This is a genomic window from Kineosporia rhizophila (genome assembly GCF_021277265.1).
Classification (GTDB): domain Bacteria; phylum Actinomycetota; class Actinomycetes; order Actinomycetales; family Kineosporiaceae; genus Kineosporia; species Kineosporia rhizophila.
The window spans coordinates 15,587-42,347 of record NZ_JAJSOH010000011.1; the positions used below are offsets into that span (position 1 = coordinate 15,587).

Consider the following 26,761-nt stretch of genomic DNA (forward strand, 5'->3'; position numbering starts at 1 on the left):
CACAGCCGGCTGCGTGCATCGAAAGGCCAGGGTGCCGCGTCTGTACTGAGGCAGGCACCGGGGTGGAGCGTGGGAGGAACCGATGGAAGACGAGATGTTCCGGGATTTCGACGGGTCGCTCGACCTGTTCGCGGTCGGGTTCTTCGTGGTGTTCGGCGCTGTCGCCCTGGTGATCCTGACGGGGATCCTGTTCGCGATCTACAAGGGACTGGCCCAGCGCAGCCGCGACAACGCCTCGCCGCTGCTCACCGTGCCGGCCGTCGTGGTGGCCAAGCGGCAGGAGGTCCGGCGCAGCGAGAACAGCGCGAGCAACGCGTACTACCTGACCTTCGAGGTGCAGGGCCACGACCGGGTCGAGTTCCCGGTGCTCGGACAGCAGTGGGGGACGATCCTGGAGGGCGACCGCGGTCGGCTCACCTATCAGGGCAGCCGGTTCAAGGGCTTCGACCGCACCCCGCAGGACCGCTGAGCGCGGCCCGGGGCGTCAGGTCCGGCCTGACGCCCCGGGAGCCGCTCGAGGAACCGGTCAGTCGTCGTCGTTGTCGTCGCCCTGGTCGATGTCGTCGCGGCCCGGGCCGCCGTTGATCTTGTCGCGGCCGGGGCCGCCGTCCAGGTCGTCCGCCCCGGAGTTGCCCCAGATCCGGTCGGCGCCCTTGCCGCCGTCGATGTCGTCGCCGCCGGAGCCGCCGTACAGCTTGTCGTTGCCCGACTCGCCGTCGATGTCGTCCTCACCGGTGCCGCCGTAGACCGTGTCGGCCCCGGTGCCGCCGTCGATCTCGTCCTCACCGGCGCCACCGCAGATCAGGTCGTTGCCGCCCCGGCCGTCGATCTCGTCCTCGCCGCCGCGGGCGACGATCACGTCGCGGCCCTTCGTGCCGTTGATCTCGTCCTCACCGTTGGTGCCGACGATCGTCGCCTTCACCCCGTTGCAGGTGAACGTGGCGGCGGCCTTCGGCGCGGAGCTGGCCGAGGCAGGCGCGGCCAGCAGGAACGTTCCGGCGCCGATGGCCGCGGCAGCGGTGACGGCGAAGGGGACGGTGCGGGTCAGCTTGCGGGACATGCTCACTCCTTGGTGCGGTGGTCTTCGTGCGGTCCGGCTCTCCGGACTGATGACAACTTCACCGGGCGGGCGTGAGCCGAACAGGAGAGGGAGATGAAGGGCTTCTCATCTTCCGCCTGCGACCTGGTTCCTTTGCGGACGTTTGCCCCTACCTTGGGGCGATGGAGCGTCGTCAGCTGGAGTACTTCCTCGCGGTTGCGGAGTGTGGAAGCTTCACCCGGGCCGCGGCCGCCCTCACCATCGCCCAGCCCAGCCTGTCCCACGCGATCGGGCTCCTGGAGCGCGAACTGGGCTCCGTACTGTTCGAGCGGCTGGGGCGCGGGGTGCGTCTCACCGCCGCCGGCCAGGCCCTGCTGGCCCCGGCCCGGCGCACCCTGCGCTCGTTCCAGCTCGCCGCCACCGCGGTGCGCAGCGTCAGCGACGTCGGGTTCGGCCGGCTGACGATCATCTCCAACACCCTGTGGGCGGTGGAACCGCTGGTGCAGATCATCGGCGAGTTCCGGCAGGCCCACCCGGCCGTGCAGTTCAGCGTGGGCGACCCGGTGCGCCGTTCCGAGGTGCTCGACCAGGTGCGCTCGGGCGAGGCGGACTTCGGTCTCGTCGACGGAACCCCGCCGGCGGGCGTGCTGGAGAGTCGCTGGCTGCTGGAACACCGGCTGGTGGCGGTGCTCCCGCCGGGGTCCCTGCCCGGTCTGACCTCGGTGAGTGTGTCCGAGCTGGTGCCGGTGGGGCTGATCTGCACACTGCGGGGCACCGCGCTGCGCGAGCTCCTCGACGTGGAGCTGCAGGTGGCCGGCGAGGCGTCGGAGATCGCGGTGGAGACCGCCCACCTGGCCTCGGTGATCCCGCTGGTGCTGGCCGGGGCCGGGGCTGCGCTGCTGCCGGAGGGGCTGGCCGAGGACGCCGCCCGGCGGGGCGCGCGGGTGCTGCCGTTGCGCCGGCCGACCAAGGCGGCGGTGCACCTGATCTGGCGGTCCCGAGGGCTGAGCAGCCCGGGCGAGCAGTTCCTGGCCCTCGCCACCACCATGTTCGGCGATGTGCCGGAAGCCGTCACCCAGCTATAGATAATGTCTATAGGATTGAGAGAGAAATGGTCTCCCTCAATCACCCCGGGCTATCGACGGCCCTGCCCCCGGCTGTCACGATCAGCTCAGCCGGGCGAAGGGCAGCTTCACCGCGGTCGATGCCGCACGGGCGGAAGTGCCTGTGACTGACTATGTTTCGAATGGGTGAAGAATGTGCTCCGGTCCGGCACCAGGTGTGGTGACCAAGGTAGCGGTGATGGCCGGCCGACGTCACCGCCGACCGTGGGCGAGGCCCTCCGGGCCCGGGCCGGTGGTCGACGACGGCGGCGGCCGGGTGGCCGGCTGTCGACCCAGGGTGGCCGGCCTGCGCCGGAAGTGAGTGAGAAGGCTCACCCGGGCGCAGGCCGGGGGCGAGAGCCCGGAGCCAGGTGTGCTATCCGGCACCGGCTTTCGGATCCGGACGGGCCTTCCGGGCCGATCCCTGGCAAGGTTGTACGTCCGGAACCGCACGCCGACGAAGCCGTGAACCTGACGAACGATCTGACGATGACTGCCGCACGTGAGCACGACCGGCCCGGCCGCCCCGGATCTTTCCGGCGCGGTCGGCGTCCGGCCTGCCCGCTTGCCTGCTGCACAACACCTTTGGGCCCCGCCCGGACTCTGCGCAGTCGAACCTGGCCCCCGGAGGCCGGTTTCTGCCGCGAGCAGGTCCCCGCCGGGCAGACGGTCGGCCCACGTCGGAATCCCCCCGCAGCACCGGAAGAAGGAGAAGCAGGATGAGGCCTCCCAGACGGCATGGTCTGAGGGCGCTGGCCGTCGCGCTGTGCGTGGCCGCGGTCACCAGCGCCTGTTCCAGCGCCGAGGACAAGGGTGACTTCGCCCTGCTCGGCGACGGCGGAGGCGGCGGCGGGGGTGGTGGCACCGAGTCGGTGACGCTGATCCAGCAGCCGTGGGTCGACCTCCAGGCGCAGAACGAGATCGCCAAGCAGATCCTCGAGGACCTGGGCTACTCGGTCCGGGTCAACGAGGTCTCGGTCGAGCTCGGCGCCCGGGCGATCGCCAGCGGTGACGCGGACGCCTACCTGGGCAACTGGTGGCCCTCGCAGGAGCCCACCTACGGCGAGCTGATCGACGGCGGCGACGTGGTGGTGGACAGCACGATCCTGGAGGGCACCGAGTACTCCCCGGTGGTGCCCGGCGACACCGCCGAGGAACTGGGCATCAAGTCGCTGGCCGACCTGGACCAGCACGCCGACGCGTTCGGCCGCCGGATCTACGGCATCGAGGCCGGTGCCCCGGGCAACGAGACGATCCAGAAGGCCATCGACGAGGACGCCTACGGCCTCGGCGACTGGAAGCTGGTCGAGAGCGGCACCCCGGCGATGCTCGCGCAGGCCGAGAAGGCGCAGAGTGCGGGCCAGCCGATCGTCTTCCTGGGCTGGAGCCCGCACTGGATGACGGTGCAGTTCAAGACCGTGTTCCTGGAGGACCCGGAGGGCGTCTGGGGCGGGGCCGGTGAGATCCGCACGGTCTCCCGCGCGGGCTTCGCCGAGGAGAACCCCAACATCGCCACGTTCCTGAAGCAGCTCAGCTTCACCACGGACGAGGCCGGGCAGTTCTACTACGACCACGACAAGGAAGGTAAGTCGCTGAGCGACATCGCGTCGGCCTGGATCGAGGCCAACCCGGAGAAGGTCGGCGAGTTCCTGCAGGGTGTGAAGTCCAGTGACGGTCAGGATGCGGAGTCGGTGATCGGCGCATGATCGAGGGAAAGAACCTGAGCAAGGCCTACGGCCTCAGCGCGGGCGCCGCCCGCCGGGCCCTGGCCAGTGAAGATCCGGCCGCCGCGGTCGCCAAGGCCGGTGGCTACCTGGGCGCGCACGACGTCAGCTTCCGGATCGAGACCGGCGAGATGTTCGTCGTCATGGGTCTTTCCGGGTCGGGCAAGTCCACCGTGCTGCGCATGATCAACCGCCTCAACGAGCCCAGCAGCGGTGAGCTGCTGATCGACGACGAGGACATCGTCAAGGTCCCGGACGCGCGGCTGCGCCAGATCCGGAACCAGAAGATCGGCATGGTCTTCCAGCACTTCTCGCTCTTCCCGCACCGGACCGTGCTGGAGAACGCGGCCTACGGGCTGAAGGTGCGCGGCGTGGCCAAGGGCGAGCGGTTCGAGAAGGCCGACGCCGCACTGAAGCGGGTCGGGCTGGAGGGGCGCGGCTCGAAGTACCCGCACGAGCTCTCCGGCGGTATGCGCCAGCGCGTCGGCCTGGCCCGGGCGCTGGCCGTCGACCCGCCGATCCTGCTGATGGACGAGCCGTTCTCGGCCCTCGACCCGCTGATCCGGCGGGACATGCAGGACCTGCTCACCCAGCTGCAGGCCGAGGACAGGCGCACCACCGTGTTCGTCACGCACGACCTGAACGAGGCCATGCGGATCGGTGACCGGATCATGGTCATGCGCGACGGCAAGGTGGTCCAGGTCGGCGCCGGCGTGGAGATCGTGGCCCGCCCGGCCGACGACTACGTCAGCGAGTTCGTCGCCGACGTGGACCGGGCCCGCGTGCTCACCGCCGCCGACCTGGTGCGCCCGGCGCTTCTCACCTTCCGGGTGGGCGAGGACCCGGCGGTGGCGCTGAGCCGGCTGGCCGACAACGAGGCCGTGGGTGCCTTCGTGCTGGAGGACGACGGGCACCTGCTCGGCGTGGTCACCGACACCAACCTGCACGACGCGGTCACCCGCAAGGAGAAGGACCTCGCCCGCTGCGTGACGAAGGAGTACCACGCGGTGAAGCCGGACGCCGTGATCGGCGACTTCATGCATCTGGCCGGCCGCCAGGTCGTCCCGGTCACCGTGGTCGACGAGAACGGCAAGCTGGCCGGCGTGGTGCCCCGCGCGGCCATCCTGTCCAGCCTTTCGAGCGTTGCCGAGGCCCGTGAGGAGGCGGCAGTCAATGCCTGAGATCAAGATCGGCCAGTACGGTGAGGACGTCATCAACTGGCTCACCGACAACCTCGAGGGTTTCTTCGACTGGCTCACCACCCTGCTGAGCCACCTGCTGCGGTTCACCTACGACATCGTCGCCGGTCTGCAGCCGATCCCGATGACCATCGTGTTCGCGGTGATCGCGCTGGTGGTCACCCGCCGCATCGGCCTGACCGTGCTGCTCACCGCCGGCCTGCTCCTGGTCGACGGGATGGGCCTGTGGTACGAGACCATGCAGAGCCTGGCCACCGTGCTGCTGGCCACCGCGGTGGCGCTGCTGATCGGGATCCCGGTGGGCATCTGGTCGGCGTTCAACCCGGTGGTCCGGGCCGTGGTCGGGCCGGTGCTGGACTTCATGCAGACCGTGCCCACCTTCGTGTACCTGCTGCCGACGGTGCTGTTCTTCGGCATCGGGGCGGTGCCCGGCATGATCGCCACCATCGTGTTCGCCGCCCCGCCCGCGGTGCGCCTGACCACACTGGGGATCCGCCAGGTCGACGCCGAGACGGTCGAGGCCTCGGCCGCCTTCGGCGCGTCGCGCCTGGAGATCCTGCGGGAGGTGCAGCTTCCGCTGGCCCGTCCCTCGATCATGGCCGGGGTCAACCAGGTGATCATGCTGGCCCTGTCGATGGTCGTGGTCGCCGGTCTGGTCGGTGGTGAGGGTCTGGGCGGCATCGTCGTCTCGGCGGTGCAGAGCCTGCAGATCGGTGACTCGATCGAGGGCGGCCTGGCCGTGGTGGTGCTGGCGATCTACCTCGACCGGGTCTCGGCCGCGCTCGGCGGTCAGGGCCGGGGCAACCCGTCCTGGTGGCCGAAGCGCACGGCCACCGAGGGCCTCGAGCAGGTCCAGGTGCAGCCCGCGGGCAAGGAACTGGTCCCCGCGAACTGAACCGGAACGAAATGAGGGACGTCCGTGACCACCTGGTCACGGACGTCCCTCATTCGTTCTGGCCGGCTACCACGAGAGCATTCTCGTAGGCGAACACCACCGCCTGGACCCGGTCGCGCAGGCCGAGTTTCAGCAGGAGGCTGCTCACGTGCGACTTCACCGTGGTCTCGGCGACGTGGAGCCGACGGCCGATCTCGGCGTTCGAGAGGCCACGGGCCAGCAGCACCAGCGTCTCCCGCTCGCGGGCGGTGAGTCTTTGCGCCGCAGTACCGGTGGTGACGGGTGGGCTGCGATGCGCGAAAACCTCAACCAGCCGCCGGGTCACCGAAGGGGAGAGCAACGAGTCGCCGCTGTGCACCACCCGGATCGCTTCGAGAAGCTTCTCGCGGGAAGCATCCTTGAGCAGGAACCCGGCCGCCCCGGCCCGGATGGCACCGAAGACGTACTCGTCCTCCTCGAACGTGGTGAGCACGAGAACCCGCGTCTCGGGGTGCTTCTCGGTGATTGCCGCGGTTGCGGTGATGCCGTCGGAGACGGGCATACGGACGTCCATCAAGACTATGTCGGGCCGGTGCCGCTCGGTCTCGTGGACGGCAGCGATGCCGTCGGCGGCCTCGCCCACCACCTCGAGGTCGTCGAAGGCAGCCAGAACCAGGCGCAGGCCCAGCCGGACCAGTTCCTGGTCGTCGGCGAGAAGGATGCGGATGCTCACGGTGTCTGATCTTTCGGCCGAGGCAGCTGAGCCGTGAGGCGAAAACCACCGATGGACGGGGGTACCGGGCTCTGGGTGGCCAGCTCGCCGCCCGCTGCCGAGACTCGTTCGTGAAGGCCGCGCAGTCCGTGGCCACCTTCCCAGGCCGAAGCCGGGGCGACCCGGCCGTCGTCCTGCACAACAACCTCCAGACGCTCGTCGCCGTATCCGATGTGCACGCTTACCTGACTGGGGGAGTGGGCGTGCCTGAGCACGTTGGTCAGACCCTCCTGAACGATGCGGTACGCCGTGAGCTCGATCCCGGGCGGGGCGGCCCGGATCGAGCCGGTGCGGCTGAGGGTGACCGGCATACCGGCTTCCCGGTGCCGGGCCACCAGATCTGGCACCTGGTCCAGGGTGGGCGCCGGAGCGAGCGCGGCCCCGTCACCCTGGTTACGCAGCACCAAGAGCATGCGCCGCAGTTCCGCCATGCTCTCCTCGCCGCTCTTCTCCACCCGGCGCAGCGCCTCCTCCGCCAGGTCGGGATCGCGGCGTACGGAATCCCGGGCACCCCGTACGCCGAGCAGCATCACGGTGACCGAGTGAGCCACGATGTCGTGCAGTTCGCGGGCGATCGCAGTGCGCTCGGCCTGGGCCGCGAGCTGGTCACGCTGTTCTCGTTCCCGCTCCAGTTGCTCGGCGCGTTCGGCCAGGGTGGCCACGTAGCGCTGCCGCGTTTGCAGGTAGACGCCGACGGCCCAGGCCAGCACCGGCACCGGCAGGCTGCTGATCGAGCCGACCTGCAGCACGATGGCGCTCACCACCAGCGCCGGCACCGACCTACGGCGTTCTTCCTGCAGGGAGAGCAACCCGAGGGCGATGACCGCAGGCGCTCCGCCGGGGTAAGCATTGATCGCCGCCAGGAAGCCTTCGATGAGCAGGAGGGCCAGAAGAACGCCCAGGGGACTGCGGCGGTGGAACCAGAGCAGCAGCCCGGCCAGAACACTCAGCGCGATCGGTATGGCAGGTGGCGGGCTGCCCGGGGCACCAAGACTGTCTGACAAGAACCCGATCTCGAGCCCGACAGCGCTCCCGACCAGTCCCAGGTCGATCAGTTGGTCTCGCTGACCAGACGATACCCGTTGCCAGGCGGCTGCAATCGCCTGCCCGCCCGACCCCGCCGACCACCCGACCCGAGCCTTCACCGGCTACCCCCGCCCGATCGTCCATTGTTCTGCTGGCTCTTTCAGATCACGAGCGGCTTCGCTGTAACGTGGCGGTGCCGCTCGCGAACTCTGCTGCCTTCGTGAACAGGATGGTGCATGAATCCCGCGCTGTTGGGCGAAATTCTGCCCCTCGCCCTGCTGGACTCGGTGAGCGTGTCAACTCTGCTGGTGCCGGTCTGGTTCCTGCTGGCCCCGGGCGAGCTGCGGTACCGGAACGTGTTCGGGTACCTGCTGGTGCTGGCCACGGGGTATCTGGTGCTCGGCGTCGGCCTGGCCGCCAGTTTCTCGGCTCTGCGCCGGCAGGTCACTGACCTCCTCGACTCGCCGGTGGGTGACCTGCTGGTCACCGTCTTCGGTATTGCGTTGCTGCTGTTTGCGGCCTGGTACGGCCTGGGGCGACGACCTGACGCAGCGGGGGAGGAGGGTCAGCTGTCGCGTTGGCGTGATGCAGTGGTCGGGCCGAACGCGGCGGCGCGCGGTGTCCTCGTGATCGGGGTGGTGGCCGTGCTGCTGGATCCGCCGTAACGAACGCGAGGACACGGCCTGGCTGCTGGCCATCGTGGGAGGGCTCCTGCTGTCCACCACCGATCTGTTCGCGCGGCTCAGCGACAGTGTCGGAGGATGAGTTTCTATGGAACAGGAAATTCCTCTGGCCGGGGGCGTCGGGAACGCAGGGCAGGTCTTTCGCTTGGGAGACACGGTCAGGCGCCCCTGGCGGTCGTACACCGCCCCTACCCACGCCTTTCTCGCTCACCTGGCGAAGACCGCCCCCGGGATCGCCCCGGTGCCGGTGGGTCAGGACGAGCGGGGGCGCGAGGTGCTCAGCTGGATGCCGGGCGACGTCGCGCTGCCGCCGTTTCCGGCGTGGTCGTTCACCGATCAGTACCTGTCGTCGCTCGGCCGTCTGCTCCGACGTCTGCACGATGCGGCCGAAGGCTGGCAGCCCCCGGCCGGCAGCGTCTGGAACACCGAACTGGCCGACCCGGAAGGCGGGTCGATCATCGTGCACGCCGACATCTGCCCGGAGAACATCGTGGCTCATGACGGCTCTGCCGCCGCGGTGCTCGACTGGGAATTCGCGGCGCCCGGGCGCCCCTTGTGGGACGTGGTGAGTACCGCTCGTCTGTGCGTGCCCTTCACCCACCCGAGCCGTCACGACCCGTCGGTCCCACCGATGGACATGGCTGAGATGCGCCGTCGCTTACTGGTTTTCCTCGCGGGGTACGGGCTGTCCGAGGAAGATCGCCGGGCCTTTCCTCGGGTGGTCGACCAGCGTCGGCAGGCCGGGGAACTCTTCGTGCTGGGACGGGTGGCCGCTGGGCAGACAGCGTTCGGGCGCTGGGTCACCCCGCAGGGGCGGGCACAGCTGGCGGCCGAGAAGTCCTGGGTGGCCGAACTGCCGGCCGATGTGGCCATGGAAGGCTGAGCGCCCGACGACGGAGGAGGAAACGATGGGCTGGCCGCGGGTGGACGGGTTGCGCACGATGGAGCTCGGCTCCAAGGGGGCGATGCGGGCCGAGCTGAACGGGCTGGTGCTGGCCGGGCTGAAACGGGGCACGGCCGGGCTCTACTCGGACTACGCCGCCGAGGGGGAGGAACTCGAGCAGGCCGGCGAGGTGATGGTGCTGGTCGACGACGACCTGACCGAGGTGGGGCGGATCGAGGTCACCGGCGTCCAGGTGGTGCCGTTCGAGCAGGTCACCGATGAGTTCGCGCGCTCCGAGGGCGAGGGTTTCGCCGACTGGGAAGAGTGGGCGCTCGCTCACCGCCGGTTCTGGGAGAGTGCCGGCGAGACGGTGTCGGGGGACACGCCGGTGGCCTGCGTCTCGTTCCGGCTGTGGTCTGCGTCCGACCTGGGCTGACCTCGGTGCCCGGGTGATATCTGGGCAAATCGATCATGCCGACGTAGTGTGAGGGCGCGGGGGCTGAGGCGGGAGGGGGCTGCGGTGAAGATCTCGGCGTTGGTGTGGCTGGTCTGCGTGGTGGCGCTGGTGATTGCCGGAGCGATGGCCTTCTCCGGCAATCTGTTCCCGGCCGCGATCACCCTCGTCCTGGTCTGCGTGGTGCTGCTGGCGCACCGATTGCGCTGAAATCAGAACAGACGGGGCACCAGCAGGGCGAGCACGGCCAGCGCCACGCCGGCGCCGCTGAGGATCATGATCTGGCTGCGCTGCTGCTCGGTCGGGATCTCACCGCGCCGCGACTGCTTGTAGGCGGTGTAGACGATGCGCAGCACCAGGCCCATCACCACGAGGGCGGCCAGGCCGAGCACGGTCAGAACGGCGATCTCCACACGCCCACCCTAACCGGACTGCGCGCCTGGTCACCCCAGGCCCCACGGGGCCAGCACCCCGGTGAAGGGCTTGGGCGGCGGCGGGGCGAACTCACCTCTCTTCCCGGTGCTCAGCCCCAGACGCACCAGCGACTCGGCGAACACGGTGGCCGCCGCCACCCCGTCCACCACCGGTGACCCGAGAGCGTTCGTGATCGATGCGCAGAGGTCGGCCATCCCCGCGCACCCCAGCACCACCGCGTCCGAACCGTCCTCCTCCAGCGCCCGGCGGCAGTGCTCGGTGATCACCGCCCGGGCCTGCGGGTCGGTCTCCAGCGCCAGCACCGGGATCTCGCAACTGTGCACGCCCCGGCAGCGCTCGCCGAAGCCGTAGCTGCGGGCCAGGTCCCAGGCCCGCCCGGTGGTCCGCGAGAGGGTGGTGACCACGCTGAACCCCCGCCCCAGGAACGAGGCGGCGTGCATCCCCGCCTCGGCGATCCCGACCACCGGGCCCCGGGCCCGTTCCCGGGCGGCCTCCAGCCCGGGGTCGCCGAAACAGGCCACCACGTAGGCCGAGACCCCCTCCTGCTCACCGCGCGCGATCTCGGCGAGCAGGCCCGGCACGGCCAGGGCCTCGTCGTAGTGGCTCTCGATCGAGACCGGGCCGTGCTCCGGGTTCACCGCCTCGACGACCGTGCCGGGACCGGCCACCGCGCGGGCGGCGTGGGCGATCGTGGCGGTCATCGAGGCGGTGGTGTTCGGGTTGATCACCCGGATCCGCATGGTCAGCCGGCCGCCTCGGTGAGGGCCCGCCGGGTGGCCGACCCGGGCCGTCCGGCCAGCGCGAAGTAGGCCACGAAGCCCAGGGCGCAGCCGATGAACCAGCTGTAGTCACTGATCCAGAGCGCGTCGCCGGTCAGCTTCGGCACCACCACCGAGGCGATCGAGAAGGTGCCGGCCAGGGCCGTGGCGAGCACCGCGTCCGGGTTGTAGCCCTTCTCGTACCAGTACCTTCCGTCCTCCGACATGGTGAACAGGTCGTCCACCACCACCCGCTGGCGGCGGATCAGGTAGTAGTCGGCGATCAGGACCCCGAACAGCGGGCCGATCAGGGCACCCAGCACGCCCAGGGTGTAGTGGATCGCGTCGGTGTTGTCGTACCAGTTCCACGGCGTGAGGATCACCGAGCCGACCGCCGCGATCATGCCGCCGGCCCGCCAGCTGATCCGCTGCGGGCTGACGTTGGAGAAGTCGAAGGCGGGGGAGATGAAGTTGGCCACGATGTTGATCCCGATCGTGGCAGTGGTGAAGGTGAGGGCACCGAGCACGATCGCGAAGGTGTTGTCGATCCGCGAGACGGTCTGGACCGGGTCGGTGATCAGCTCGCCGAAGACCGGCAGGGTGGCCGCCGCGGTGAGCACCGTGAGCAGCGAGAACACCAGGAAGTTGACCGGCAGGCCGAGCAGGTTGCCGCGCTTGACCGCCTCGAAGCTGCGCCCGTAGCGGGAGAAGTCGCCGAAGTTCAGCATCGGGCCGGAGAAGTAGGAGACCACCAGGGCGATCGCCGAGAGCATGGTGGTGACCACGCTCCAGCCGGAGAGGTTCTCCGACGAGAGGTTGAGCGAGACGTGCCACTCGGACTTCCACAGCAGGTAGCCGCAGAGCAGGAACATCACCACGTAGACGGCCGGGCCGCAGAAGTCGATGAACCGGCGGATGCTCTCCATGCCCATCCAGAACACCGCCGCCTGCAGCACCCAGAGCAGGGCGTAGGTGCCCCAGCCCAGGTAGGAGAGGCCGAGGAAGCCGTGCTGGGCGGGGTCGGCGTAGGGCGCCAGACCGTCGAACAGGCGCACCAGCACCACGTCGAGCGCGGCCGAGGCCAGGTAGGTCTGGATGCCGTACCAGGCCACCGCGATCGCCCCGCGGATGATCGCCGGGATGTTGGCGCCGCGCACACCGAACGGGGCGCGGCAGATCACCGGGTACGGAACCCCGGCGATCTGGCTGGGTTTCGCCACCAGGTTGCAGAAGAACTGGACGATCAGGATGCCCACCACCAGCGAGACCAGAACCTGCCAGGAGGTGAGACCGAGGGCGAAAAGGCTTCCGGCGGTCACGTATCCGCCGACGCTGTGCACGTCCGACATCCAGAACGCGAAGATGTTGTACGTGCCCCACTTCTGGTCGGCCAGGGGCGCCAGGTCCTCGTTGGTGAGGCGGGGGTCGTACCCCTCCTTGATCACTGAAGCTCCGGCCGGGTGGTCGGGGGTCAGGTGGTGGACGACGTCTTCGGCCATGAGCGGGCTCCCGGGGCGTAGGAGGAGGCGTAGGAGGATCAGGGGCTCCTTCGACGCTAGGCCGCGCTTGTTGCCCGGTGATGTCGGCTTTCATATATCTTCCGGATCGGCCAGCAGCCCGGCCCGTTCCGGCAGCGAGGCGATCACCTGCGCCAGACGGTCGTGGTGCTGGCCGGCGATCCGGAGCAGGGCCTCGGCGTCGCGGGTGGTGAACGCGGTGAGCATCGCGGTGTGCTCGCCGTGCAGCAGCGCCCGCTCGGCGCCGGGTAGCCAGCGCATCGGCTGGAACGGCTCGGTGACGTTCCAGGCCGACTCGAACATGCGCTGCAGCCGGTGCATCCGGCAGGGCACGATCAGCGCCAGATGAAAGTGCCGGCTCGCCCGGTGGTAGCTGCGCGGATCCCAGTCGGTCTGCAGGGTCTCCAACATCGCATGGGCCTGAGCGGCAGCAGCGATGTCGGCCGAGGTGGCCATCTCGACGGCGGCCCGCAGAGCCGCCGACTCCAGCACGCCCCGCACCAGGTAGATCTCGGACAGCTCCCGCCGGGTCAGTTGCGCCACCACGTAACCAGCGTTCGGCCGGTGGGCCACCAGGTTCTCCCCCACCAGCGTCTTCAGGGCCTCGCGCACCGGGATCGGGCTCACCCCGAACAACGCGGCCACCTCGGCCAGGGGGATCGGGGTACCGGGCGGGGCGCCGCCCTCCAGGATCACCCGCCGCAGCTCGTCCAGGATCGCCAGCTGGGGGCTGCCGGTGCGGCGTGGCTCCAGCTGGGCAAGGAGAACCGATCGCCGTCCGTGGCCCATCCTCGGGAAACTACCTGAGGACGGCGGGAGCCGGGGGCCCCGCAGAAGGCATGGACTTACGAAACCCGACCCAGGTCAGAACAGGCTCATCTGCCCGGCGTCGGCCAGCGCGGCGGCGTTACGGGCGGCCCGGGTGAGCGTGGGGCGGGGCAGGGTGATCACCCTGTCCTTGTTCTCCGGGCGGGAGCGCGGGCCCTGCCCGTAGACCCGCTCGCTGTACCAGGACGGCGGCTCGCCGCCGGTGAGTGACCAGAGCGAGGCGCCGAGCCGGATGTCGCGGGCCCTCAGCGTGTCCTGCAGGCGCTGCTCGTCGAGCGGCAGGGACATCGTGGCGATCTTCGGGATGCGCAGGTCGCGGCGCATCTCCATGAGGTGCTGGTTGCGGGCCACGTTCGCGCGGGCCTCGGGGCCGGCCAGGGCGGCGGTGGCGGCCGGCCCGATCAGCGCGGCCACCTCCTCTTCCCGCCCGTCGTCGAGCGCGCCGTAGACCTTCTCCACCGACTCGAACTCGGCCAGCAGCTTCGCCGCCCGCTTGGGGCCGATGCCGAAGGCGCCGGGCAGGTTGTCGGAGGCGTCGCCGCGCAGGGCGGCGAAGTCCTTGTACTGGTCGGGGCGCACGCCGTACTGGTGCTGCAGCCCTTCCGGGTCGATCAGGGGCGAGCCGTCGATGCCGCCGTTCATCACCCGCAGCACCGAGGTGTTCTCGTCGACCAGGGCGAACATGTCGCGGTCGCTGGTGACCACGGTGGTGCGCCAGCCGTGCCGGCGGGCGGCCCGGGCCGAGGAGGCCATCACGTCGTCGGCCTCGTAGCCCTTGGGCACGATCACCGTGACGCCGGCCGCGGCCAGGAAGCCGGGGGCGGCGTCGAGCTGCAGGCACAGATCTTCGGACTTCTCCGGCCGGTGCGCCTTGTAGCCGTCGTAGTCACCGCGCCGGACCGACTCACCGGCCGCGCAGTCGAAGCCCACCACCAGGGCGTCCGGCCGCAGCCGGGCCGAGGCCGTGGCCAGGAAGCTGATCAGCCCCTTCAGCGCCCAGACCGGGGCGCCGCCCTGGTCGCGCAGATCGCCCTGGGACATCGCGTGGTGAGCGCGGTGCAGGAGGCTGTTGCCGTCGACAGCCAGCAGCAGGGGAACGGGCACGCGTCCCAGAATGCCCCAACCGGTCGCGTCGGCGCACGCACCCTGACCGGAAAATCTCGAACGAGTGTTCGATCTTGCCTGGCCGCAGGCCCGGTGGATCTCCGATTACCGGCTGGTTGCCCCGGGGAACCACCGGAGCGTCCGATGAGGCAGATTCCCGAAAACCCTGGATACAGTGTGCCGGTGAGCGAACCGCGGTGGCTGAGCGACGAGGAACAGAAGGCCTGGCGCAAGTTCGCCGCGGTCTTCACCCTGCTACCGGCCTCCCTGGACGCCCAACTGCAGCACGACGCCTCCCTCACCCACTTCGCCTACTTCGCCCTGGCCATGCTCTCCGAGGCGCCCGACCGTCAGCTGCGGATGAGCGAGCTGGCGGCCCGCTCCAGCAGCTCCCCGAGCCGGCTGTCGCACACCATCAGCCGGCTGGAGAACCGGGGCCTCGTCCGGCGCTTCCGGGCCGCCGAGGACGGCCGGGGTCAGGTGGCCCAGCTCACCGACGAGGGGATGGCCGCCCTGGTCGGGATGGCGCCGGGGCACGTGGAGGCGGTGCAGCGGTTCGTCTTCGACGCCCTCACCGCCGAGCAGGTGCAGCAGCTGAACGAGATCTCCGGGGCGATCCTGGCCAAGATCGACCCCGACGGCACGCTGGTGCCCCCGCCGCCGTCGAGCAGTTCCGACGGCGAGGGCTGAACCTCAGCGCAGGTCGGCGATCGCCTTGCGCACCCGCTGCTCGGACACGGGGTACGCGGTCTTGAGTCCGCCGCCGAACAGACCCACCCGTAGTTCCTCGAGCATCCAGCGCACGCCGATCACGTCGTCCTCGCGCCGGCGTGCCGGCGGCAGCTTAGCCACCGCCGCCTGGAACTCGGCCCGCAGAGCAAGGACCTGTTCCTGCTGCCCCCGGTCGCGCTGGTAGCGCTCCGGCAGCTTCTCCAGCCGGCGTTGCATGGCCTGCAGATAACGGACGAGGTCAGGCAGCTTGGTCGCGCCGGTGGCGGTCACGAAGCCGGGGAAGACCAGAGCGGCCAGCTGGGAGCGCAGGTCGGTGAGCCCCGGCAGCAGGGCCGGGCTCGACGTGGACTTCAGCTCCAGCTCGATCTCGCGGGCCAGCCCCAGAATCGTGGACGTGGTGGCCAGGACGCTGGTGACCTCCGGATGCACCTCCTGCCGCACCTCCAGGAGCAGGCGCTCGAAGCCGGCCCGGTCCCAGGCCGGCCCGCCCGCCCGGTCGACGAGGTCGTCGACGGCCGCCCCGAGGCAGTCGTCGAACAGGTCGGACGGCGTCTTGTGCGGGGCCTGGGCCAGCGCCAGCTTCTGCCGGTTGCTCAGCCGGGCCAGCACGCTCTTGGCCGGCGAGGCGATGTTCAGCACGATCAGCCGGCGGGTGCCCGCCCGCATCGAGCGACGCTGGTCGCCGGGATCGTCGAGCACCTTCACGTCGACCGTGCTGCCCCGGTCGACCAGCGCCGGATACCCCTGCACGGTCAGCCCGGCCGACTTGTACTCGACCGACCGCGGGATCGCCCCGACGGTCCAGGCCGTCAGCCCGGTGACCTCGACCTTGGAGACCGCCGAGGAGATCTCCTGGCGCAGCTTCGGGCGCAGCTTCTCCCGCAGCCGGTCCAGGCTCTTGCTCTCGCCCAGCCGGTTGCCCTTCTCGTCCTCCACCCGGAAGGTGACCTTGAGGTGGTCGGGCACCTTGGCCAGGTCCCACGCGCCCTCCGGGACGTCCACCCCGGTCAGCTCGTAGAGCTCGTCCTCCAGCGCCGGGAAGAGCGGCTCGGAACCGGGCTCGGTGTCGGCCAGCCGTTCCAGCACCGCCCGGGCCCGCTCCGGCGCCGGGGTCAGCCCCTTGCGCACCGGCTTGGGCAGCGAGCGGATCAGCTCGGTGACCAGTTCCTGCCGCAGTCCCGGGATCTGCCACTCGAAGTCCTGGTCCTTGACCTGGTTCAGGGCGCCCAGGGGCAGGTGCACGGTGACCCCGTCGGCCGCCGTACCCGGCTCGAACTGGTAGGTCACCTTCAGGCGCAGGTCGCCGACCGGCCAGGTGGCCGGGTAGTCCTCGGCCGAGACCTTGGGGGCCTCGGGGGCGAACAGCATGGACGTCCAGAAGCTCAGCTGGTCGGGCCGGTCCCGGCGGGCCTTCTTCCACCACGAGTCGAAGTGCGGCACCGACACCACGTCGGCGGGGATGCGCTGGTCGTAGAAGTCGAACAGGATCTCGTCGTCCACCACGATGTCGCGGCGCCGGACCTTCTCCTCCAGCGACTCGACATCGTCCAGCAGCTTGCGGTTCTCGTGGAAGAACGCGTGGCCGGTGCGCCACTCGCCCTCGACCAGGGCGTGCCGGATGAACAGCTCCCGGGACAGCTCCGGGTCGATCCGGCCGTAGCCGACCGTGCGCCCGACCACCACCGGAATGCCGTACAGGGTGACCCTTTCGGTGGCCACCGCCGAGCCGCGCTTCTTCTCCCAGCGGGGCTCGCTGTAGTGCCGCTTGACCAGGTGCCCGGCCAGCCGCTCGATCCACAACGGGTCGATCCGGGCCGCCGTGCGGCCCCAGAGCCGGCTGGTCTCGACCAGTTCGCCGACCATCACCCAGCGCGGGGTGCTGCGGTACAGCGCCGAGCCCGGCTGGATGGCGAAGCGGGCACTGCGGGCCCCCAGGTACTCCCGCGTCTCGCCGTCTTTCAGGCCCACCTGCGAGAGCAGTCCCGAAAGTAGCGACAGGTGAATCTTTTCCGCCTGGGCGTCGGTGACCGGCTCGAGCGCATCCTCGATCTCGTCCGGATCGACGGCCTCGGGATCGAAACTCGACGTCGCCCGGCCGCCCGCTACCCGGATCCCCGCGCTGCGCAGCACCTGACGCAGCTGCCCGTGCAGGTCCTGCCACTCCCGGATCCGCTGACTGTGCAGGAACTCGTCGCGGCACATCCGCCGGAACCGGCCGGAGCCGTACTCCTTCTGCTTCCCGACCACGTAGTTCCACAGGTTCACGTAGCTCAGGAAGTCCGAGCGCTGGTCCTTGAACCGGGCGTGCGACTGGTCGGCCTGGGCCTGCTTGTCGGTCGGCCGTTCCCGCGGGTCCTGGATCGACAGCGCCGAGACGATCACCAGGACGTCGGCCAGACAGCCGTTGCGGTCGGCCTCCACCAGCATCCGGGCCAGCCGGGGGTCGACCGGCAGCTGCGCCAGGGTGCGCCCCATGCCGGTGAGGCGCTTGCGCTGGTCAGTCTGTTCCGGGTCGATCGCGCCGAGCTCGTCCAGCAGCGCCATGCCGTCCTTGATCTGACGCGGGTCGGGCGACTCCAGGAACGGGAAGCGTTCCACCTCGCCCAGGTTCAGTGAGGTCATCTGCAGGATGACGGCGGCCAGGTTGGTGCGCAGGATCTCCGGGTCGGTGAACTCCGGACGGCTCTCGAAGTCCTCCTCGCTGTAGAGGCGGATGCAGATACCGTCGGAAAGCCGCCCGCAGCGGCCCTTGCGCTGGTTCGCCGAGGCCTGCGACACCTTCTCGATCGGCAGGCGCTGCACCTTGGTGCGGAAGCTGTAGCGGCTGATCCGGGCCGTGCCCGGGTCGATCACGTACCTGATTCCCGGCACGGTGAGCGAGGTCTCGGCCACGTTGGTGGCCAGCACGATGCGCCGGCCCGAGTGCGGGGCGAAGACCCGGTGCTGCTCGGCCGCCGAGAGCCGGGCGTACAGCGGCACCACCTCGGTGTTCGCCCCGACGTGCCGGTTCAGCGCGTCGGCGGCGTCGCGGATCTCGCGCTCACCGCTGAAGAACACCAGCACGTCGCCCGGGCCCTCGGCCTCGAGCTCGTCGACCGCCTCGATCACCGCCTCGATCGGGTCGCGGGTGATCTCGGTGGTGTTGCCCTCCTCGTCGACCTCCTCGACGAGGACCAGGGGACGGTAACGGACCTCGACCGGATAGGTGCGGCCGGAGACCTCGACGATCGGGGCGTCGTCGAAATGCCGTGAGAACGCCTCCGGGTCGATGGTGGCGGAGGTGATGACCACCTTCAGGTCGGGCCGGCGCGGCAGCAGCTGCTTGAGGTAGCCGAGCAGGAAGTCGATGGTGAGGCTGCGCTCGTGGGCCTCGTCGATGATGATCGTGTCGTAGCGGGTGAGCAGCCGGTCCCGCTGGATCTCGGCCAGCAGGATGCCGTCGGTCATCAGCTTGACCAGCGTGGAGTCGCTCGCCTGGTCGGTGAAACGCACCGTGTAGCCGATGGTCTCGCCCAGTTCGCCGCCCACCTCCTCGGCGATCCGCTCGGCCACCGAGCGCGCGGCCAGCCGCCGGGGCTGGGTGTGCCCGATCATCCCGCGGACGCCGCGGCCCAGTTCCAGGCAGATTTTCGGCAGTTGAGTGGTCTTGCCCGACCCGGTCTCACCTGCCACGATCACGACCTGGTGCTCGGCGATCGCCTTCAGCAGGTCGTCACGCCGCTGACTCACCGGCAGTTGCGCCGGATAGGTGATCGCCGGAACGGAGGCGCGACGGCTCTCGACCCTGGCCCGCGAACTGCCGATCTCCGTGGAGATCCGTGCCAGTTCGGCGGTTCTCTCCTCGTCGGTCCGCCGGCGTGAGTGCAGCACCGAATCGAGCTGACGGCCCAGCCGGCGCTCATCGGTCAACGACACGTCGTTCAGGGAAGAACGCAGCTCATTTACAGCTGAAACCCAGGTTTGTGTGCTCATCTGCGCGAAATCCTAGACACCACAGGGAAAAGTTGCGTGGCCGGGTAGCCATGTCACTAGTATTTTCATCTTCAACGACCTCACAGGAGGATCACCCATGACTGCAACCCTCCGCAGCACCGGAGAGAAGCAGACGGCTCCCGACGCGGCCGCGAACCTCGAAGAGGCACGGCCGGCCGGCTTCAGCCGGCGCCGGGCCATGACGGTCTGCTCCCTGACCCTGCTCGGTGCAGCCGGGCTGGCCGCCTGCGGCGGTGGCGACGAGGAGGAGACCACGTCGTCCTCCGGCTCGACGCCCTCGGCCTCCGAGAGCACCGAGAGCTCGGCCGACGCGGGCTCGGGCTCGGGCGGCCAGACCATCGCCGCCGTCTCCGACATCCCCGAGGGCGAGGCCGCGAGCTTCGAGCTCGACGGTGACCCGATCATCGTGTCGATGCCCGCGGCCGAGCAGCCGGCGGCCTTCTCCGCCGTCTGCCCGCACCAGGGTGCGACCGTGGCGGTGGAGGGGGACCAGATCGTCTGCCCGCTGCACAATTCGATCTTCGAGAAGGACACGGGCGCTTTCGTCTCGGGGCCGGCGGCCGGGAAGGGACTGACCCCGATCGAGGTGTCGGTCGAAGGCGGGAACATCGTCACGTCCTGACCCATTCCCTGCCCATCGTCGCAGGATCCAGGCGCCGGGCCCGGGGAGTCAAACGACTTACCGGGCCCGGCGCCGGTCCGGACGGTCCGGGCCGACGGCACTGACCTCCACGGTGCCCCGGACCCGGGTGGGGGAGGCGGCCGAGATCAGGGTGCCGGAGCCGTCCAGGGCCTGGGCGGTCAGCTCCCAGGTGTACTGGCCCACGGCCAGCCGCGTGCCCGCGCCGGAGCGGCCGTCCCAGACCAGGCCCCGCAGGCTGCCGTCGCTCAGCGTGGTGGAGCCGTCGGGTGCGGTGACCGGCAGGGTGCGCACCACCCGTCCGGCCGGGCCGAGGATCCGCAGCACCGCGTCCCGCACCGGCCGGGTCACGTCGAACTGCGGCTTCCAGGTGTCGTACTTGCCGTCGCCGTCGGGGGTGAAGCCGAGCGGGGCGGCCGCCGCGATCAGCCTCGGCCGCAGGTTCACCGCGAAGGGCAGCTTCTCCAGCACCACCCGGCGCCGCTGCTCCCCGAGCCGCACCTCGCGCGCCACCAGATCGCCGTCCAGGGCGAAGCCGGTGGTGGCGCCGGGCAGGACGACGGGGGTGGAGGCCGGGTCGGAGAGGTCGACCAGGCTCAGGGCCTCACCGTCGCGCCAGGCCAGCACCCCCTCGCGCAGGGTGAGACCGGTGATCGGCTGCGGGTCCGAGCCGATGATCGACCCGAGGCCGGTGGTGACGTCGCGGATCTCGCCGGTGCGCAGGTCCTGCACGGTGACCCGGTCCCAGGAGCAGCTGGTCCAGGCGGCCTGACCGGCCCAGGTGGCCACCAGCGGGGCCTGCTCGCAGCTGCTGGGGTCGAGCCGGACCGGCAGCGGGCGCTCGACGTCGACCGACCAGACGCCCGCCAGACCGGCGCCGCTCTTCGGCACGGAGTACACGACGTCGGCGCCGTACAGGTCGTCGTGGCCGTGCTGGGCCGAGGCTGCGGGAGCGGTCCAGAGCAGCTCTCCGTCCGGGCGGAAGACCTGCCCGGCGACCAGGGTGTACGCGCCCGAGACGGTGGGGGAGTCGTCGGTGACCCGCACTCGTCCATTGTTGGGAAGTTCCACGAAGCGCTGGGCGACGACCGCGCTCGTTCTTCCCTGGTCGATCAGCTGCCACTGGGTGGCCGTTCCCGGGTTCTGCAGGACGCCGCGGCCGGCCGAGAAGGCGATCGGGACGACGGAGCGGTTCCCGGCCGACGAGCCGGCCAGCTGCGTCAGCTCGGTCTTGTCGCCGAGAACGATCCGGCCGGCGTCGGTGCGCAGCACGTTGCCGAACACGGCGGCGGCCTTGCGCCGGCCTGCGGATCGGTCGGTGTAGTGCAGCGAACCGGCCGACAGGGCCCAGGACGTGACCGGGTACCGGGCCGGCGGGATCTCCGCGATCCTCGTCACCGAGCGGCCCTGGACCAGGTGGACGGCCGGATGCCGGCCGCTGGAAGCGGTGTAGAAGCGGTCCCCGACCAGGTCCAGGCCGGAGTCCGAGGTCACACCCTTGGGCAGGGCGACCCGGGTGATCTTCGCCGAGCCCTTCGTGCGGTGCTCCAGCACCCAGCGCTGCCGGTAGCGGATGATGCGGCCCGACCGGTCACCGAACTTCAGCCACTTCCCCTTGGTGGTCGGGGCGATCTTCCCGTCCGGATCCACCTGCGTGTAGGGCGTGGTGGCTTCCCCGCCTCGGGGTTTCTCCCGTACTGCGAGGGAGCCGGACCGGGGTTCTTCACCGGTGGCCAGGTCCAGCCGACTTTCCTGGGGGTAGGCGTTGCCGCGCTTCCCTCCGCCGAGTTCGTACCAGGTAAGCAGGGTGCCGGCGACGCTCAGCCGGACCAGAGAGCCGTCTCTGGTGCTTACCCCGGCGCCCGGGCGAGCGGTCAGCTGCATCGTGCCGTCGGGGCCGGTGAGCGCACCCGTGTAGACCGTGGCGGCGGCACCTGAGCCGGCGGCGGGCCCCTGCCACACGGCCAGGCCATGTTCCGATGCGCCGATCAATCTGGCCGGGGTAGGTGCGGGGTGACCGGCCATCGTCAGTGAGTCCAGGGGCTGGACGGTGCGGGCGGCCAGGGCCTGGGCTCGGGTTCGTACCGGTTCGTCGGCGCTACCGGGAGCATTCACGGCACCCGTCAGGACGAGAGAGAGCGCGTAGGCGGCCGGAAGCAGGCGTAGGTGCCGGGCTGGGCGGGGACCTGGGGCGCTGGGCCTTACCGGCTCGGCTGGGGGTGGGGGTTCGCTGGGCGGGGCTTCGTGAATGACCTCCAGGTGGTCCGCCGGATCGAGGCGGACTTCGAGATCGGGGGCGCTCACCTGGGCGTCTCCCACCTTTGAACCGGACACCTGCGAATGGTGCTCCGGGAGCAGGGCCGATGCACGCATCCGGTGAGCGGCCGGGGACTGGGCGGGTTCGGCTGGGGGAAATCAGGCGCAGAAGGGGTCTTCGCCGTCCGCTCTTGCCCCGGACCCTCCGGATCTGTTGCTCCGCGGGGGATTTGCTCGGTAGGGGGAGAGGTTGCGGGTGGTGGGCCCGGCCGTCCCCCCGGTCGGTCGGGCCCACCGTCTGTGGGTCGTCACCCGCAAGTGTTCAACTGATCCAGGCTGCGAGGGCCTGGAACGGATCGTCGGCGACGGTGTGGGCCTGCATCAGACGGGGCCCGACGGCGGTGGCGGGCAGAAGCGCTGCGGCGATGAGCAGTTGCAGCGCGCGACGGCGGCGTGACAGGTCAGGCCTGCGGGACAGGGATGGTGTGGGCATGCGGAAGTTCCCGGATCAATGACGGATCGGCCGCGACGCCGGCGAAGGACGGCGAAAAGCGCAGCGAGGACTGTGCGAAGCATGCCGTCCCCGGGTCCGGCCCGCATGTCACCTCATGAGGGGACGGCGGAGCTCGGCTGACTTGCCTTGCAGTCAAAGAGATTAAGGACGTTTGTGGGCCTGATGGGTTGCCTGGCGGCACCTTTCGGGCGTGACGGCAAAACGGAACGCCGCTGTCGCCCGGGGGAAGAGCCCCCGGTGACAGCGGCGTTCGGCAGTGGTGCCCGGCGGCCGAGGACTACCCCTCGTCCGCGCTGAACAGCGAGGTGACCGAGCCGTCCTCGAAGACCTCGTGGATCGCCTGGGCGATCAGCGGGGCGATCGAGAGCACGGTCATGTTCGGCAGCAGCCGCTCGGCCGGGATCGGCAGCGTGTTGGTGAGGATGATCTCGGTGGCACCGCAGTCGCGCAGCCGCTCGGTGGCCGGGTCGGACAGGATGCCGTGGGTGGCCGCGATCACCACGTCCTTGGCGCCCTGCTCGAACAGCTTGGTGGCGGCCTTGGTGATCGTGCCCCCGGTGTCGATCATGTCGTCGACCAGCAGGCAGGTGCGGCCCTCGACGTCACCGACCACCCGGTTGGTGACCACGGTGTTCGGCATCCGCGGGTCACGGGTCTTGTGGATGAAGGCCACCGGTGTGCCGCCGAGACGGTCGGCCCAGCGCTCGGACAGCCGCACCCGGCCCGAGTCGGGCGAGACCACGGTGATCTCCTCGCCCTTGTACTTGTCCGCGATGTAGTCGCCCAGCAGGCGCATCGCGAACAGGTGGTCGACCGGGCCGTCGAAGAAGCCCTGGGTCTGGTCGGTGTGCAGGTCGACCGTCATCAGCCGGTCGGCGCCGGCCGTGTGCAGCAGGTCGGAGATCAGCCGGGCGGAGATCGGCTCCCGGCCCCGGTGCTTCTTGTCCTGCCGGGCGTAGGGGTAGAACGGCAGGACCACGGTGATCCGGTCGGCCGACGCGCGCTTGAGCGCGTCGATCATGATCAGCGTCTCCATGACCCAGGTGTTGATGCCGTGGCCGCAGGACTGGACGACGAAGGCGTCGGCGCCGCGCACCGACTCCTCGAACCGGACGAAGATCTCGCCGTTGGCGAACTCGTAGGCCGACTGTGGCGTGAGGCTGACGTCGAGATACTTGACGATCTCCTCTGCCAGATCGGGGTATGCCCGGCCGGAGAAGACCTGCAGCGTCTTCCGGCTTTGGATAGAAACAGTGTTCACCAGCGGTACCTCTCACGGGGGTCGTGCCGCCATGTTCCCAGACTTTTCATGCGACAGGCTTTTGGGGGATTGAAGCACCCTCCCCATCGGCCGACTGTGAATCGACGATGACCGAAACTGGCCCCTCCGGCTCGGGGAGGGGGTGCTGAGTCGGTACTGGCTGATTCAAAGGGGGCTGGATGTCCACATACGTGCAACTGGGTCGCGTGGAGGCTGGGCTGCCTCCGGCGCTGGTCGACGACGAGGACGTGACCTCGGACCGGATGGTCTACGTGCGCCGGATCGTGCCGGGCAGTGCCGGGCACGTCTGGCAGGTGCTGCTCAGCCCGCAGGGCACTGCGGTCTGGCTGGGGCACGGAGCGGTGATCGCCGGGCCCGGGCAGACCTACATGAGCGACGAAGGTGACGCCGGAGTCGTGCGTAGTTTCCACCCCCTGGAGCAGTTGCGGCTGTCCTGGCACTCCAGCGCCGAGGACGAGACCAGTCTGGTCGAGCTCGACCTGACCCCGGTCGCCGGGGGCACCCGGCTGCGACTGTGGCACGAGGGCCTGCCCTCGGCACTGCGTTCGGCGATGCAGGAGCGGTGGGAACAGCGGCTGGACGACTTCGCGCGCAGCTGTCTGTAGCGCCCTGCGGGCCTCGGCGGACGGCCCTCGGCCGGGAGAAAGATCACCCGGCCGGGGGAACGTCACGGACCCGCGGCTCAGGGGTTCCAGCTCAGCATCAGCCACCCGCCGGCCGCGATCGAGACCAGCGACACGGCGAAGAAGACCACCACCCAGACCAGCCCGGGCACGTGGCTCAGCCAGGCCAGCTGGTCGGCGTCCGAGGTCACCGGCGGACCGCCCCGGGTGCCGCTGCCCTGGGCCCGGCGGGAGCGCTGCAGTTCGATCACCGCGCGCAGGCCCCCGATCAGCAGCAGCCAGGTCACCGCGCAGGCGAAGCCCAGGGCGGTGCGCTCGTCGCCCCAGACGATCACCGCCACCGCGGCCGCCCCGGTGGCCACCACGGTGAGCAGGCCGAAGGCGTTGCGGATCTGGGTGAGCAGGACGGCCAGCAGGCCGACGACGATCCACAGCAGCCACTGGACCCGGTCCAGCCCGACCAGCGCGGCCAGACCGACCCCGATCAGCGAGGGCGCCGGGTAGCCGGCCAGTGCGGTGAAGATCATGCCGGGCCCGCGCGGCTTGCCCCGGGAGAGCGTGACCCCGGAGGTGTCCGAGTGCAGCTTGATCCCGGCCAGTTCGCGGCCCATCAGCAGCGCGGCGACGGCGTGCCCGCCCTCGTGGGCGATCGTGACCACGTTACGCAGCACCCGCCAGGTGGTGCGCTCGCCGGTGAGGACCACGGCGGCGACCATCAGGACGATCACCAGGACGCGTTCGTCGCTGAGGGACTCCCAGGAGAGGTTGTCCCAGTCGAAGGTGGTGCTGGTGGCGCTGGCCGCTGACATTTCGCCAAGGGTAGGGGTCAGCGCTGAGCGTCTTCCACGGGGTCGGCCGGGAGTTCGGTGTGAACCGGCCGGCTGCCGTGCCCGTGCCCGTGCCCGTGCCCGTGCCCGTGCCCGTGCCGATGCCGGCGGCCCAGGCGGGGCAGCGGGTGCGCCTCCGGCCGGCCGGCGATCGGCCCGGCGGCCGGATCGTCCAGCCCGAGCCTGCGCACCGGGTCGGCCTCGGGCCGGTAGATGGTGTGCAGGATCATCCCGCAGAGGATCACCACCAGCAGGTCCCGCAGCAGCACCACGGCGAGGAACTGCTCGGGGGAGTTGCCCCGGTCCGGATCCTGCAGGCCCAGGAAGTAGCCCAGACGCGGGTACCAGAGGTAGGCGTCCACCCCCATCCAGACCAGCAGCGGGAACACCCGGGGCAGGGCCAGCACCGCCAGGGGCACCAGCCACAGCGAGTACTGCGGGCTCCAGACCTTGTTGGTGAGCAGGAACGCGGCGATCACCAGGAACACCAGCGACGCGAGCCGGGGCCGGCGGGGGGCGGTCAGGCCGACCACCCCGATCAGCAGGCACAGCACCAGGAAGGCGGCCAGGGTGAAGGCGTTCAGCTTCTCCGGTGAGTGGCCCGAGTAGAGCGGGTAGTCGAAGCCCCGCCAGCCGGTGAAGGTGGTCAGCGCGTTGTAGATCGAGTCGTGGTCGGCCGGGCGCACCGAGTTCAGCCGGAAGAACTCGTACCAGCCCCGGGGGTAGAGCAGTGCGAACGGCGCGTTGCAGGCGACCCAGGCCGCGGCGGAGGTCAGCGTGGCCTTCCACCAGGGGCGCATCGTCCCGGCGCGCCAGCACAGGATCAGCAGGGGGCCGAGGATGAAGAGGGGATACAGCTTTGCTGCCGCCCCGATCCCGAGCAGGACCCCGGCCAGGACCGGTTTGTTCCGGGCCCAGGCGAGCATGCCCGCGGCGGCCAGCGCCACCGCCAGGGTGTCGAAGTTGGTGAAGGCATGCACGAACACCAGGGGCGAGAGCGCCATCAGGGCCACGTGCCACTTCCTCGCGGCCAGCGGGATCGTGCAGGCCACGGCGGCCAGCCAGGCCACCGCGAGCACCACCGCCATGATCACGAAGTAGGGCGCGACCTCGGGACCGGGATAGCCGTCCACGGCCACCCAGACCTTGGTCACCTTCATCACGCCGTACTGGAGCAGACCGGTCACCACCGGGTACTCCATCGCCCGGACGCTGCCGTCGGCGTCGGTCCAGGTGGTCTTGTAGGGCAGCGTGCCGTCCTGCAGTCGGTCCACCCCGTACAGCGGGATGGCGTCGGAGTAGCAGTGCAGCGAGTACTGCCGGGCGTCGCGCCAGTCCAGCGCGATCTGGCCGTCCGCCGTGCGGTAGGTGTCGATGCAGGGCGCCTTGGCCACCCACCCCACCGCCAGGCCGACTCCGGCCAGCAGCATCAGGACCAGCCACACCCGCAGGCCACGGTCGGAGAATCTGCTGGTCAGTCCGGTCATCGGCCCGG

Annotated in this window: 26 protein-coding genes; 12 read left to right on the top strand and 14 right to left on the bottom strand. The window is 70.2% G+C overall.

Annotated features, from left to right (window positions below; genetic code table 11):
* Positions 1-82 precede the first annotated feature (82 nt).
* Positions 83-469, top strand: coding sequence for a DUF2500 domain-containing protein (locus LWF15_RS17310; protein ID WP_232811874.1), 387 nt, complete (start codon positions 83-85; stop codon positions 467-469).
* Between the two features lie 57 nt (positions 470-526).
* Here the strand turns inward: LWF15_RS17310 and LWF15_RS17315 are convergent, their stop codons facing one another.
* A complete protein-coding gene (locus LWF15_RS17315; RefSeq protein WP_232811875.1) occupies positions 527-1,060 on the bottom strand; it encodes a calcium-binding protein in 534 nt (177 codons plus the stop codon).
* 161 nt (positions 1,061-1,221) lie between these two features.
* On the opposite strand from LWF15_RS17315, the gene LWF15_RS17320 reads away from it, so the two are divergent.
* The 4 genes from LWF15_RS17320 (at position 1,222) to LWF15_RS17335 (ending at position 5,960) form a co-directional block, all read left to right on the top strand.
* Entirely contained in the window at positions 1,222-2,124 is a 903-nt protein-coding gene (locus tag LWF15_RS17320) for a LysR family transcriptional regulator (RefSeq protein ID WP_232811876.1), read from the top strand.
* 737 nt (positions 2,125-2,861) lie between these two features.
* Entirely contained in the window at positions 2,862-3,848 is a 987-nt protein-coding gene (locus LWF15_RS17325; RefSeq protein ID WP_232811877.1) for an ABC transporter substrate-binding protein, read from the top strand.
* Entirely contained in the window at positions 3,845-5,047 is a 1,203-nt protein-coding gene (locus tag LWF15_RS17330) for a quaternary amine ABC transporter ATP-binding protein (protein WP_232811878.1), read from the top strand. The genes LWF15_RS17325 and LWF15_RS17330 overlap by 4 nt, the downstream gene beginning before the upstream one ends.
* Positions 5,040-5,960: an ABC transporter permease gene (locus LWF15_RS17335; RefSeq protein ID WP_232811879.1), complete on the top strand. Its 921-nt coding sequence runs from the start codon at positions 5,040-5,042 to the stop codon at positions 5,958-5,960. Before LWF15_RS17330 ends, LWF15_RS17335 begins: the two co-directional genes overlap by 8 nt.
* A 49-nt stretch (positions 5,961-6,009) precedes the next feature.
* Here the strand turns inward: LWF15_RS17335 and LWF15_RS17340 are convergent, their stop codons facing one another.
* Complete coding sequence (locus LWF15_RS17340) at positions 6,010-6,672, bottom strand: response regulator (RefSeq protein WP_232811880.1); 663 nt, start codon at positions 6,670-6,672, stop codon at positions 6,010-6,012.
* The gene (locus LWF15_RS17345; RefSeq protein WP_232811881.1) at positions 6,669-7,715 is read right to left on the bottom strand and encodes a sensor histidine kinase; all 1,047 of its coding nucleotides are present in this window, start codon (positions 7,713-7,715) and stop codon (positions 6,669-6,671) included. The genes LWF15_RS17340 and LWF15_RS17345 overlap by 4 nt, the downstream gene beginning before the upstream one ends.
* A 258-nt stretch (positions 7,716-7,973) precedes the next feature.
* Between LWF15_RS17345 and LWF15_RS17350 the strand changes: the two genes are divergently transcribed.
* The 4 genes from LWF15_RS17350 to LWF15_RS17365 all read left to right on the top strand — a co-directional run bounded on the left by LWF15_RS17350 (position 7,974) and on the right by LWF15_RS17365 (position 9,967).
* The gene (locus tag LWF15_RS17350) at positions 7,974-8,402 is read left to right on the top strand and encodes a hypothetical protein (RefSeq protein ID WP_232811882.1); all 429 of its coding nucleotides are present in this window, start codon (positions 7,974-7,976) and stop codon (positions 8,400-8,402) included.
* Between the two features lie 163 nt (positions 8,403-8,565).
* A complete protein-coding gene (locus tag LWF15_RS17355) occupies positions 8,566-9,303 on the top strand; it encodes a phosphotransferase (RefSeq protein ID WP_232811883.1) in 738 nt (245 codons plus the stop codon).
* Between the two features lie 25 nt (positions 9,304-9,328).
* Positions 9,329-9,739 (top strand): ASCH domain-containing protein, encoded by a 411-nt coding sequence (locus tag LWF15_RS17360; protein ID WP_232811884.1) that lies wholly within the window; start codon positions 9,329-9,331, stop codon positions 9,737-9,739.
* An 84-nt stretch (positions 9,740-9,823) separates the two neighbouring features.
* Positions 9,824-9,967 carry a hypothetical protein gene (locus tag LWF15_RS17365; RefSeq protein WP_232811885.1) on the top strand — a complete coding sequence of 48 codons (144 nt, stop codon included), beginning with the start codon at positions 9,824-9,826 and terminating at the stop codon, positions 9,965-9,967.
* Positions 9,968-9,969: 2 nt separating this feature from the next.
* Here LWF15_RS17365 and LWF15_RS17370 read toward each other — a convergent pair whose 3' ends face one another.
* The 5 genes from LWF15_RS17370 to LWF15_RS17390 all read right to left on the bottom strand — a co-directional run bounded on the left by LWF15_RS17370 (position 9,970) and on the right by LWF15_RS17390 (position 14,399).
* A complete protein-coding gene (locus tag LWF15_RS17370) occupies positions 9,970-10,170 on the bottom strand; it encodes a hypothetical protein (protein WP_232811886.1) in 201 nt (66 codons plus the stop codon).
* A gap of 30 nt (positions 10,171-10,200) precedes the next feature.
* Positions 10,201-10,932 (bottom strand): aspartate/glutamate racemase family protein, encoded by a 732-nt coding sequence (locus LWF15_RS17375; protein ID WP_232811887.1) that lies wholly within the window; start codon positions 10,930-10,932, stop codon positions 10,201-10,203.
* Between the two features lie 2 nt (positions 10,933-10,934).
* A complete protein-coding gene (locus LWF15_RS17380; protein WP_232811888.1) occupies positions 10,935-12,449 on the bottom strand; it encodes an NCS1 family nucleobase:cation symporter-1 in 1,515 nt (504 codons plus the stop codon).
* 90 nt (positions 12,450-12,539) lie between these two features.
* On the bottom strand, positions 12,540-13,256 hold the full coding sequence (locus tag LWF15_RS17385; protein ID WP_232811889.1) for a GntR family transcriptional regulator: 717 nt from the start codon (positions 13,254-13,256) through the stop codon (positions 12,540-12,542).
* A 75-nt stretch (positions 13,257-13,331) separates the two neighbouring features.
* A complete protein-coding gene (locus LWF15_RS17390; RefSeq protein WP_232811890.1) occupies positions 13,332-14,399 on the bottom strand; it encodes a 5'-3' exonuclease in 1,068 nt (355 codons plus the stop codon).
* A 183-nt stretch (positions 14,400-14,582) separates the two neighbouring features.
* On the opposite strand from LWF15_RS17390, the gene LWF15_RS17395 reads away from it, so the two are divergent.
* A complete protein-coding gene (locus LWF15_RS17395) occupies positions 14,583-15,089 on the top strand; it encodes a MarR family winged helix-turn-helix transcriptional regulator (RefSeq protein ID WP_232811891.1) in 507 nt (168 codons plus the stop codon).
* A gap of 3 nt (positions 15,090-15,092) precedes the next feature.
* Here LWF15_RS17395 and hrpA read toward each other — a convergent pair whose 3' ends face one another.
* Positions 15,093-19,103: an ATP-dependent RNA helicase HrpA gene (hrpA, locus tag LWF15_RS17400; RefSeq protein WP_269810356.1), complete on the bottom strand. Its 4,011-nt coding sequence runs from the start codon at positions 19,101-19,103 to the stop codon at positions 15,093-15,095.
* A 97-nt stretch (positions 19,104-19,200) separates the two neighbouring features.
* Here hrpA and LWF15_RS17405 point away from each other — a divergent pair, with 97 nt between their 5' ends.
* On the top strand, positions 19,201-19,746 hold the full coding sequence (locus LWF15_RS17405) for a Rieske (2Fe-2S) protein (protein ID WP_232811893.1): 546 nt from the start codon (positions 19,201-19,203) through the stop codon (positions 19,744-19,746).
* Between the two features lie 57 nt (positions 19,747-19,803).
* Here LWF15_RS17405 and LWF15_RS17410 read toward each other — a convergent pair whose 3' ends face one another.
* The 3 genes from LWF15_RS17410 to LWF15_RS17420 all read right to left on the bottom strand — a co-directional run bounded on the left by LWF15_RS17410 (position 19,804) and on the right by LWF15_RS17420 (position 23,795).
* Positions 19,804-22,098 (bottom strand): flagellar hook assembly protein FlgD, encoded by a 2,295-nt coding sequence (locus tag LWF15_RS17410; protein ID WP_232811894.1) that lies wholly within the window; start codon positions 22,096-22,098, stop codon positions 19,804-19,806.
* A 244-nt stretch (positions 22,099-22,342) separates the two neighbouring features.
* Positions 22,343-22,513, bottom strand: coding sequence for a hypothetical protein (locus LWF15_RS17415; protein WP_232811895.1), 171 nt, complete (start codon positions 22,511-22,513; stop codon positions 22,343-22,345).
* Positions 22,514-22,811: 298 nt separating this feature from the next.
* The gene (locus LWF15_RS17420; RefSeq protein ID WP_232811896.1) at positions 22,812-23,795 is read right to left on the bottom strand and encodes a ribose-phosphate diphosphokinase; all 984 of its coding nucleotides are present in this window, start codon (positions 23,793-23,795) and stop codon (positions 22,812-22,814) included.
* 179 nt (positions 23,796-23,974) lie between these two features.
* Here LWF15_RS17420 and LWF15_RS17425 point away from each other — a divergent pair, with 179 nt between their 5' ends.
* Positions 23,975-24,421 (top strand): SRPBCC family protein, encoded by a 447-nt coding sequence (locus LWF15_RS17425; protein WP_232811897.1) that lies wholly within the window; start codon positions 23,975-23,977, stop codon positions 24,419-24,421.
* Positions 24,422-24,498: 77 nt separating this feature from the next.
* Here the strand turns inward: LWF15_RS17425 and LWF15_RS17430 are convergent, their stop codons facing one another.
* Both LWF15_RS17430 and LWF15_RS17435 read right to left on the bottom strand, forming a co-directional pair.
* A complete protein-coding gene (locus tag LWF15_RS17430; protein ID WP_232811898.1) occupies positions 24,499-25,248 on the bottom strand; it encodes a M50 family metallopeptidase in 750 nt (249 codons plus the stop codon).
* A 17-nt stretch (positions 25,249-25,265) separates the two neighbouring features.
* On the bottom strand, positions 25,266-26,753 hold the full coding sequence (locus LWF15_RS17435) for a glycosyltransferase family 87 protein (RefSeq protein WP_232811899.1): 1,488 nt from the start codon (positions 26,751-26,753) through the stop codon (positions 25,266-25,268).
* Positions 26,754-26,761: the final 8 nt, after the last annotated feature.

Excerpts from the sequence above, each read along its gene's own strand:
- LWF15_RS17310 (WP_232811874.1), top strand. The coding sequence starts at position 83 with ATGGAAGACGAGATGTTCCGGGATTTCGACGGGTCGCTCGACCTGTTC.
- LWF15_RS17315 (WP_232811875.1), bottom strand. The coding sequence starts at position 1,060 with ATGTCCCGCAAGCTGACCCGCACCGTCCCCTTCGCCGTCACCGCTGCC.
- LWF15_RS17320 (WP_232811876.1), top strand. The coding sequence starts at position 1,222 with ATGGAGCGTCGTCAGCTGGAGTACTTCCTCGCGGTTGCGGAGTGTGGA.
- LWF15_RS17325 (WP_232811877.1), top strand. The coding sequence starts at position 2,862 with ATGAGGCCTCCCAGACGGCATGGTCTGAGGGCGCTGGCCGTCGCGCTG.
- LWF15_RS17330 (WP_232811878.1), top strand. The coding sequence starts at position 3,845 with ATGATCGAGGGAAAGAACCTGAGCAAGGCCTACGGCCTCAGCGCGGGC.
- LWF15_RS17335 (WP_232811879.1), top strand. The coding sequence starts at position 5,040 with ATGCCTGAGATCAAGATCGGCCAGTACGGTGAGGACGTCATCAACTGG.
- LWF15_RS17350 (WP_232811882.1), top strand. The coding sequence starts at position 7,974 with ATGAATCCCGCGCTGTTGGGCGAAATTCTGCCCCTCGCCCTGCTGGAC.
- LWF15_RS17360 (WP_232811884.1), top strand. The coding sequence starts at position 9,329 with ATGGGCTGGCCGCGGGTGGACGGGTTGCGCACGATGGAGCTCGGCTCC.
- LWF15_RS17375 (WP_232811887.1), bottom strand. The coding sequence starts at position 10,932 with ATGCGGATCCGGGTGATCAACCCGAACACCACCGCCTCGATGACCGCC.
- LWF15_RS17380 (WP_232811888.1), bottom strand. The coding sequence starts at position 12,449 with ATGGCCGAAGACGTCGTCCACCACCTGACCCCCGACCACCCGGCCGGA.
- LWF15_RS17385 (WP_232811889.1), bottom strand. The coding sequence starts at position 13,256 with ATGGGCCACGGACGGCGATCGGTTCTCCTTGCCCAGCTGGAGCCACGC.
- hrpA (WP_269810356.1), bottom strand. The coding sequence starts at position 19,103 with ATGAGCACACAAACCTGGGTTTCAGCTGTAAATGAGCTGCGTTCTTCC.
- LWF15_RS17405 (WP_232811893.1), top strand. The coding sequence starts at position 19,201 with ATGACTGCAACCCTCCGCAGCACCGGAGAGAAGCAGACGGCTCCCGAC.
- LWF15_RS17415 (WP_232811895.1), bottom strand. The coding sequence starts at position 22,513 with ATGCCCACACCATCCCTGTCCCGCAGGCCTGACCTGTCACGCCGCCGT.
- LWF15_RS17425 (WP_232811897.1), top strand. The coding sequence starts at position 23,975 with ATGTCCACATACGTGCAACTGGGTCGCGTGGAGGCTGGGCTGCCTCCG.
- LWF15_RS17430 (WP_232811898.1), bottom strand. The coding sequence starts at position 25,248 with ATGTCAGCGGCCAGCGCCACCAGCACCACCTTCGACTGGGACAACCTC.
- LWF15_RS17435 (WP_232811899.1), bottom strand. The coding sequence starts at position 26,753 with ATGACCGGACTGACCAGCAGATTCTCCGACCGTGGCCTGCGGGTGTGG.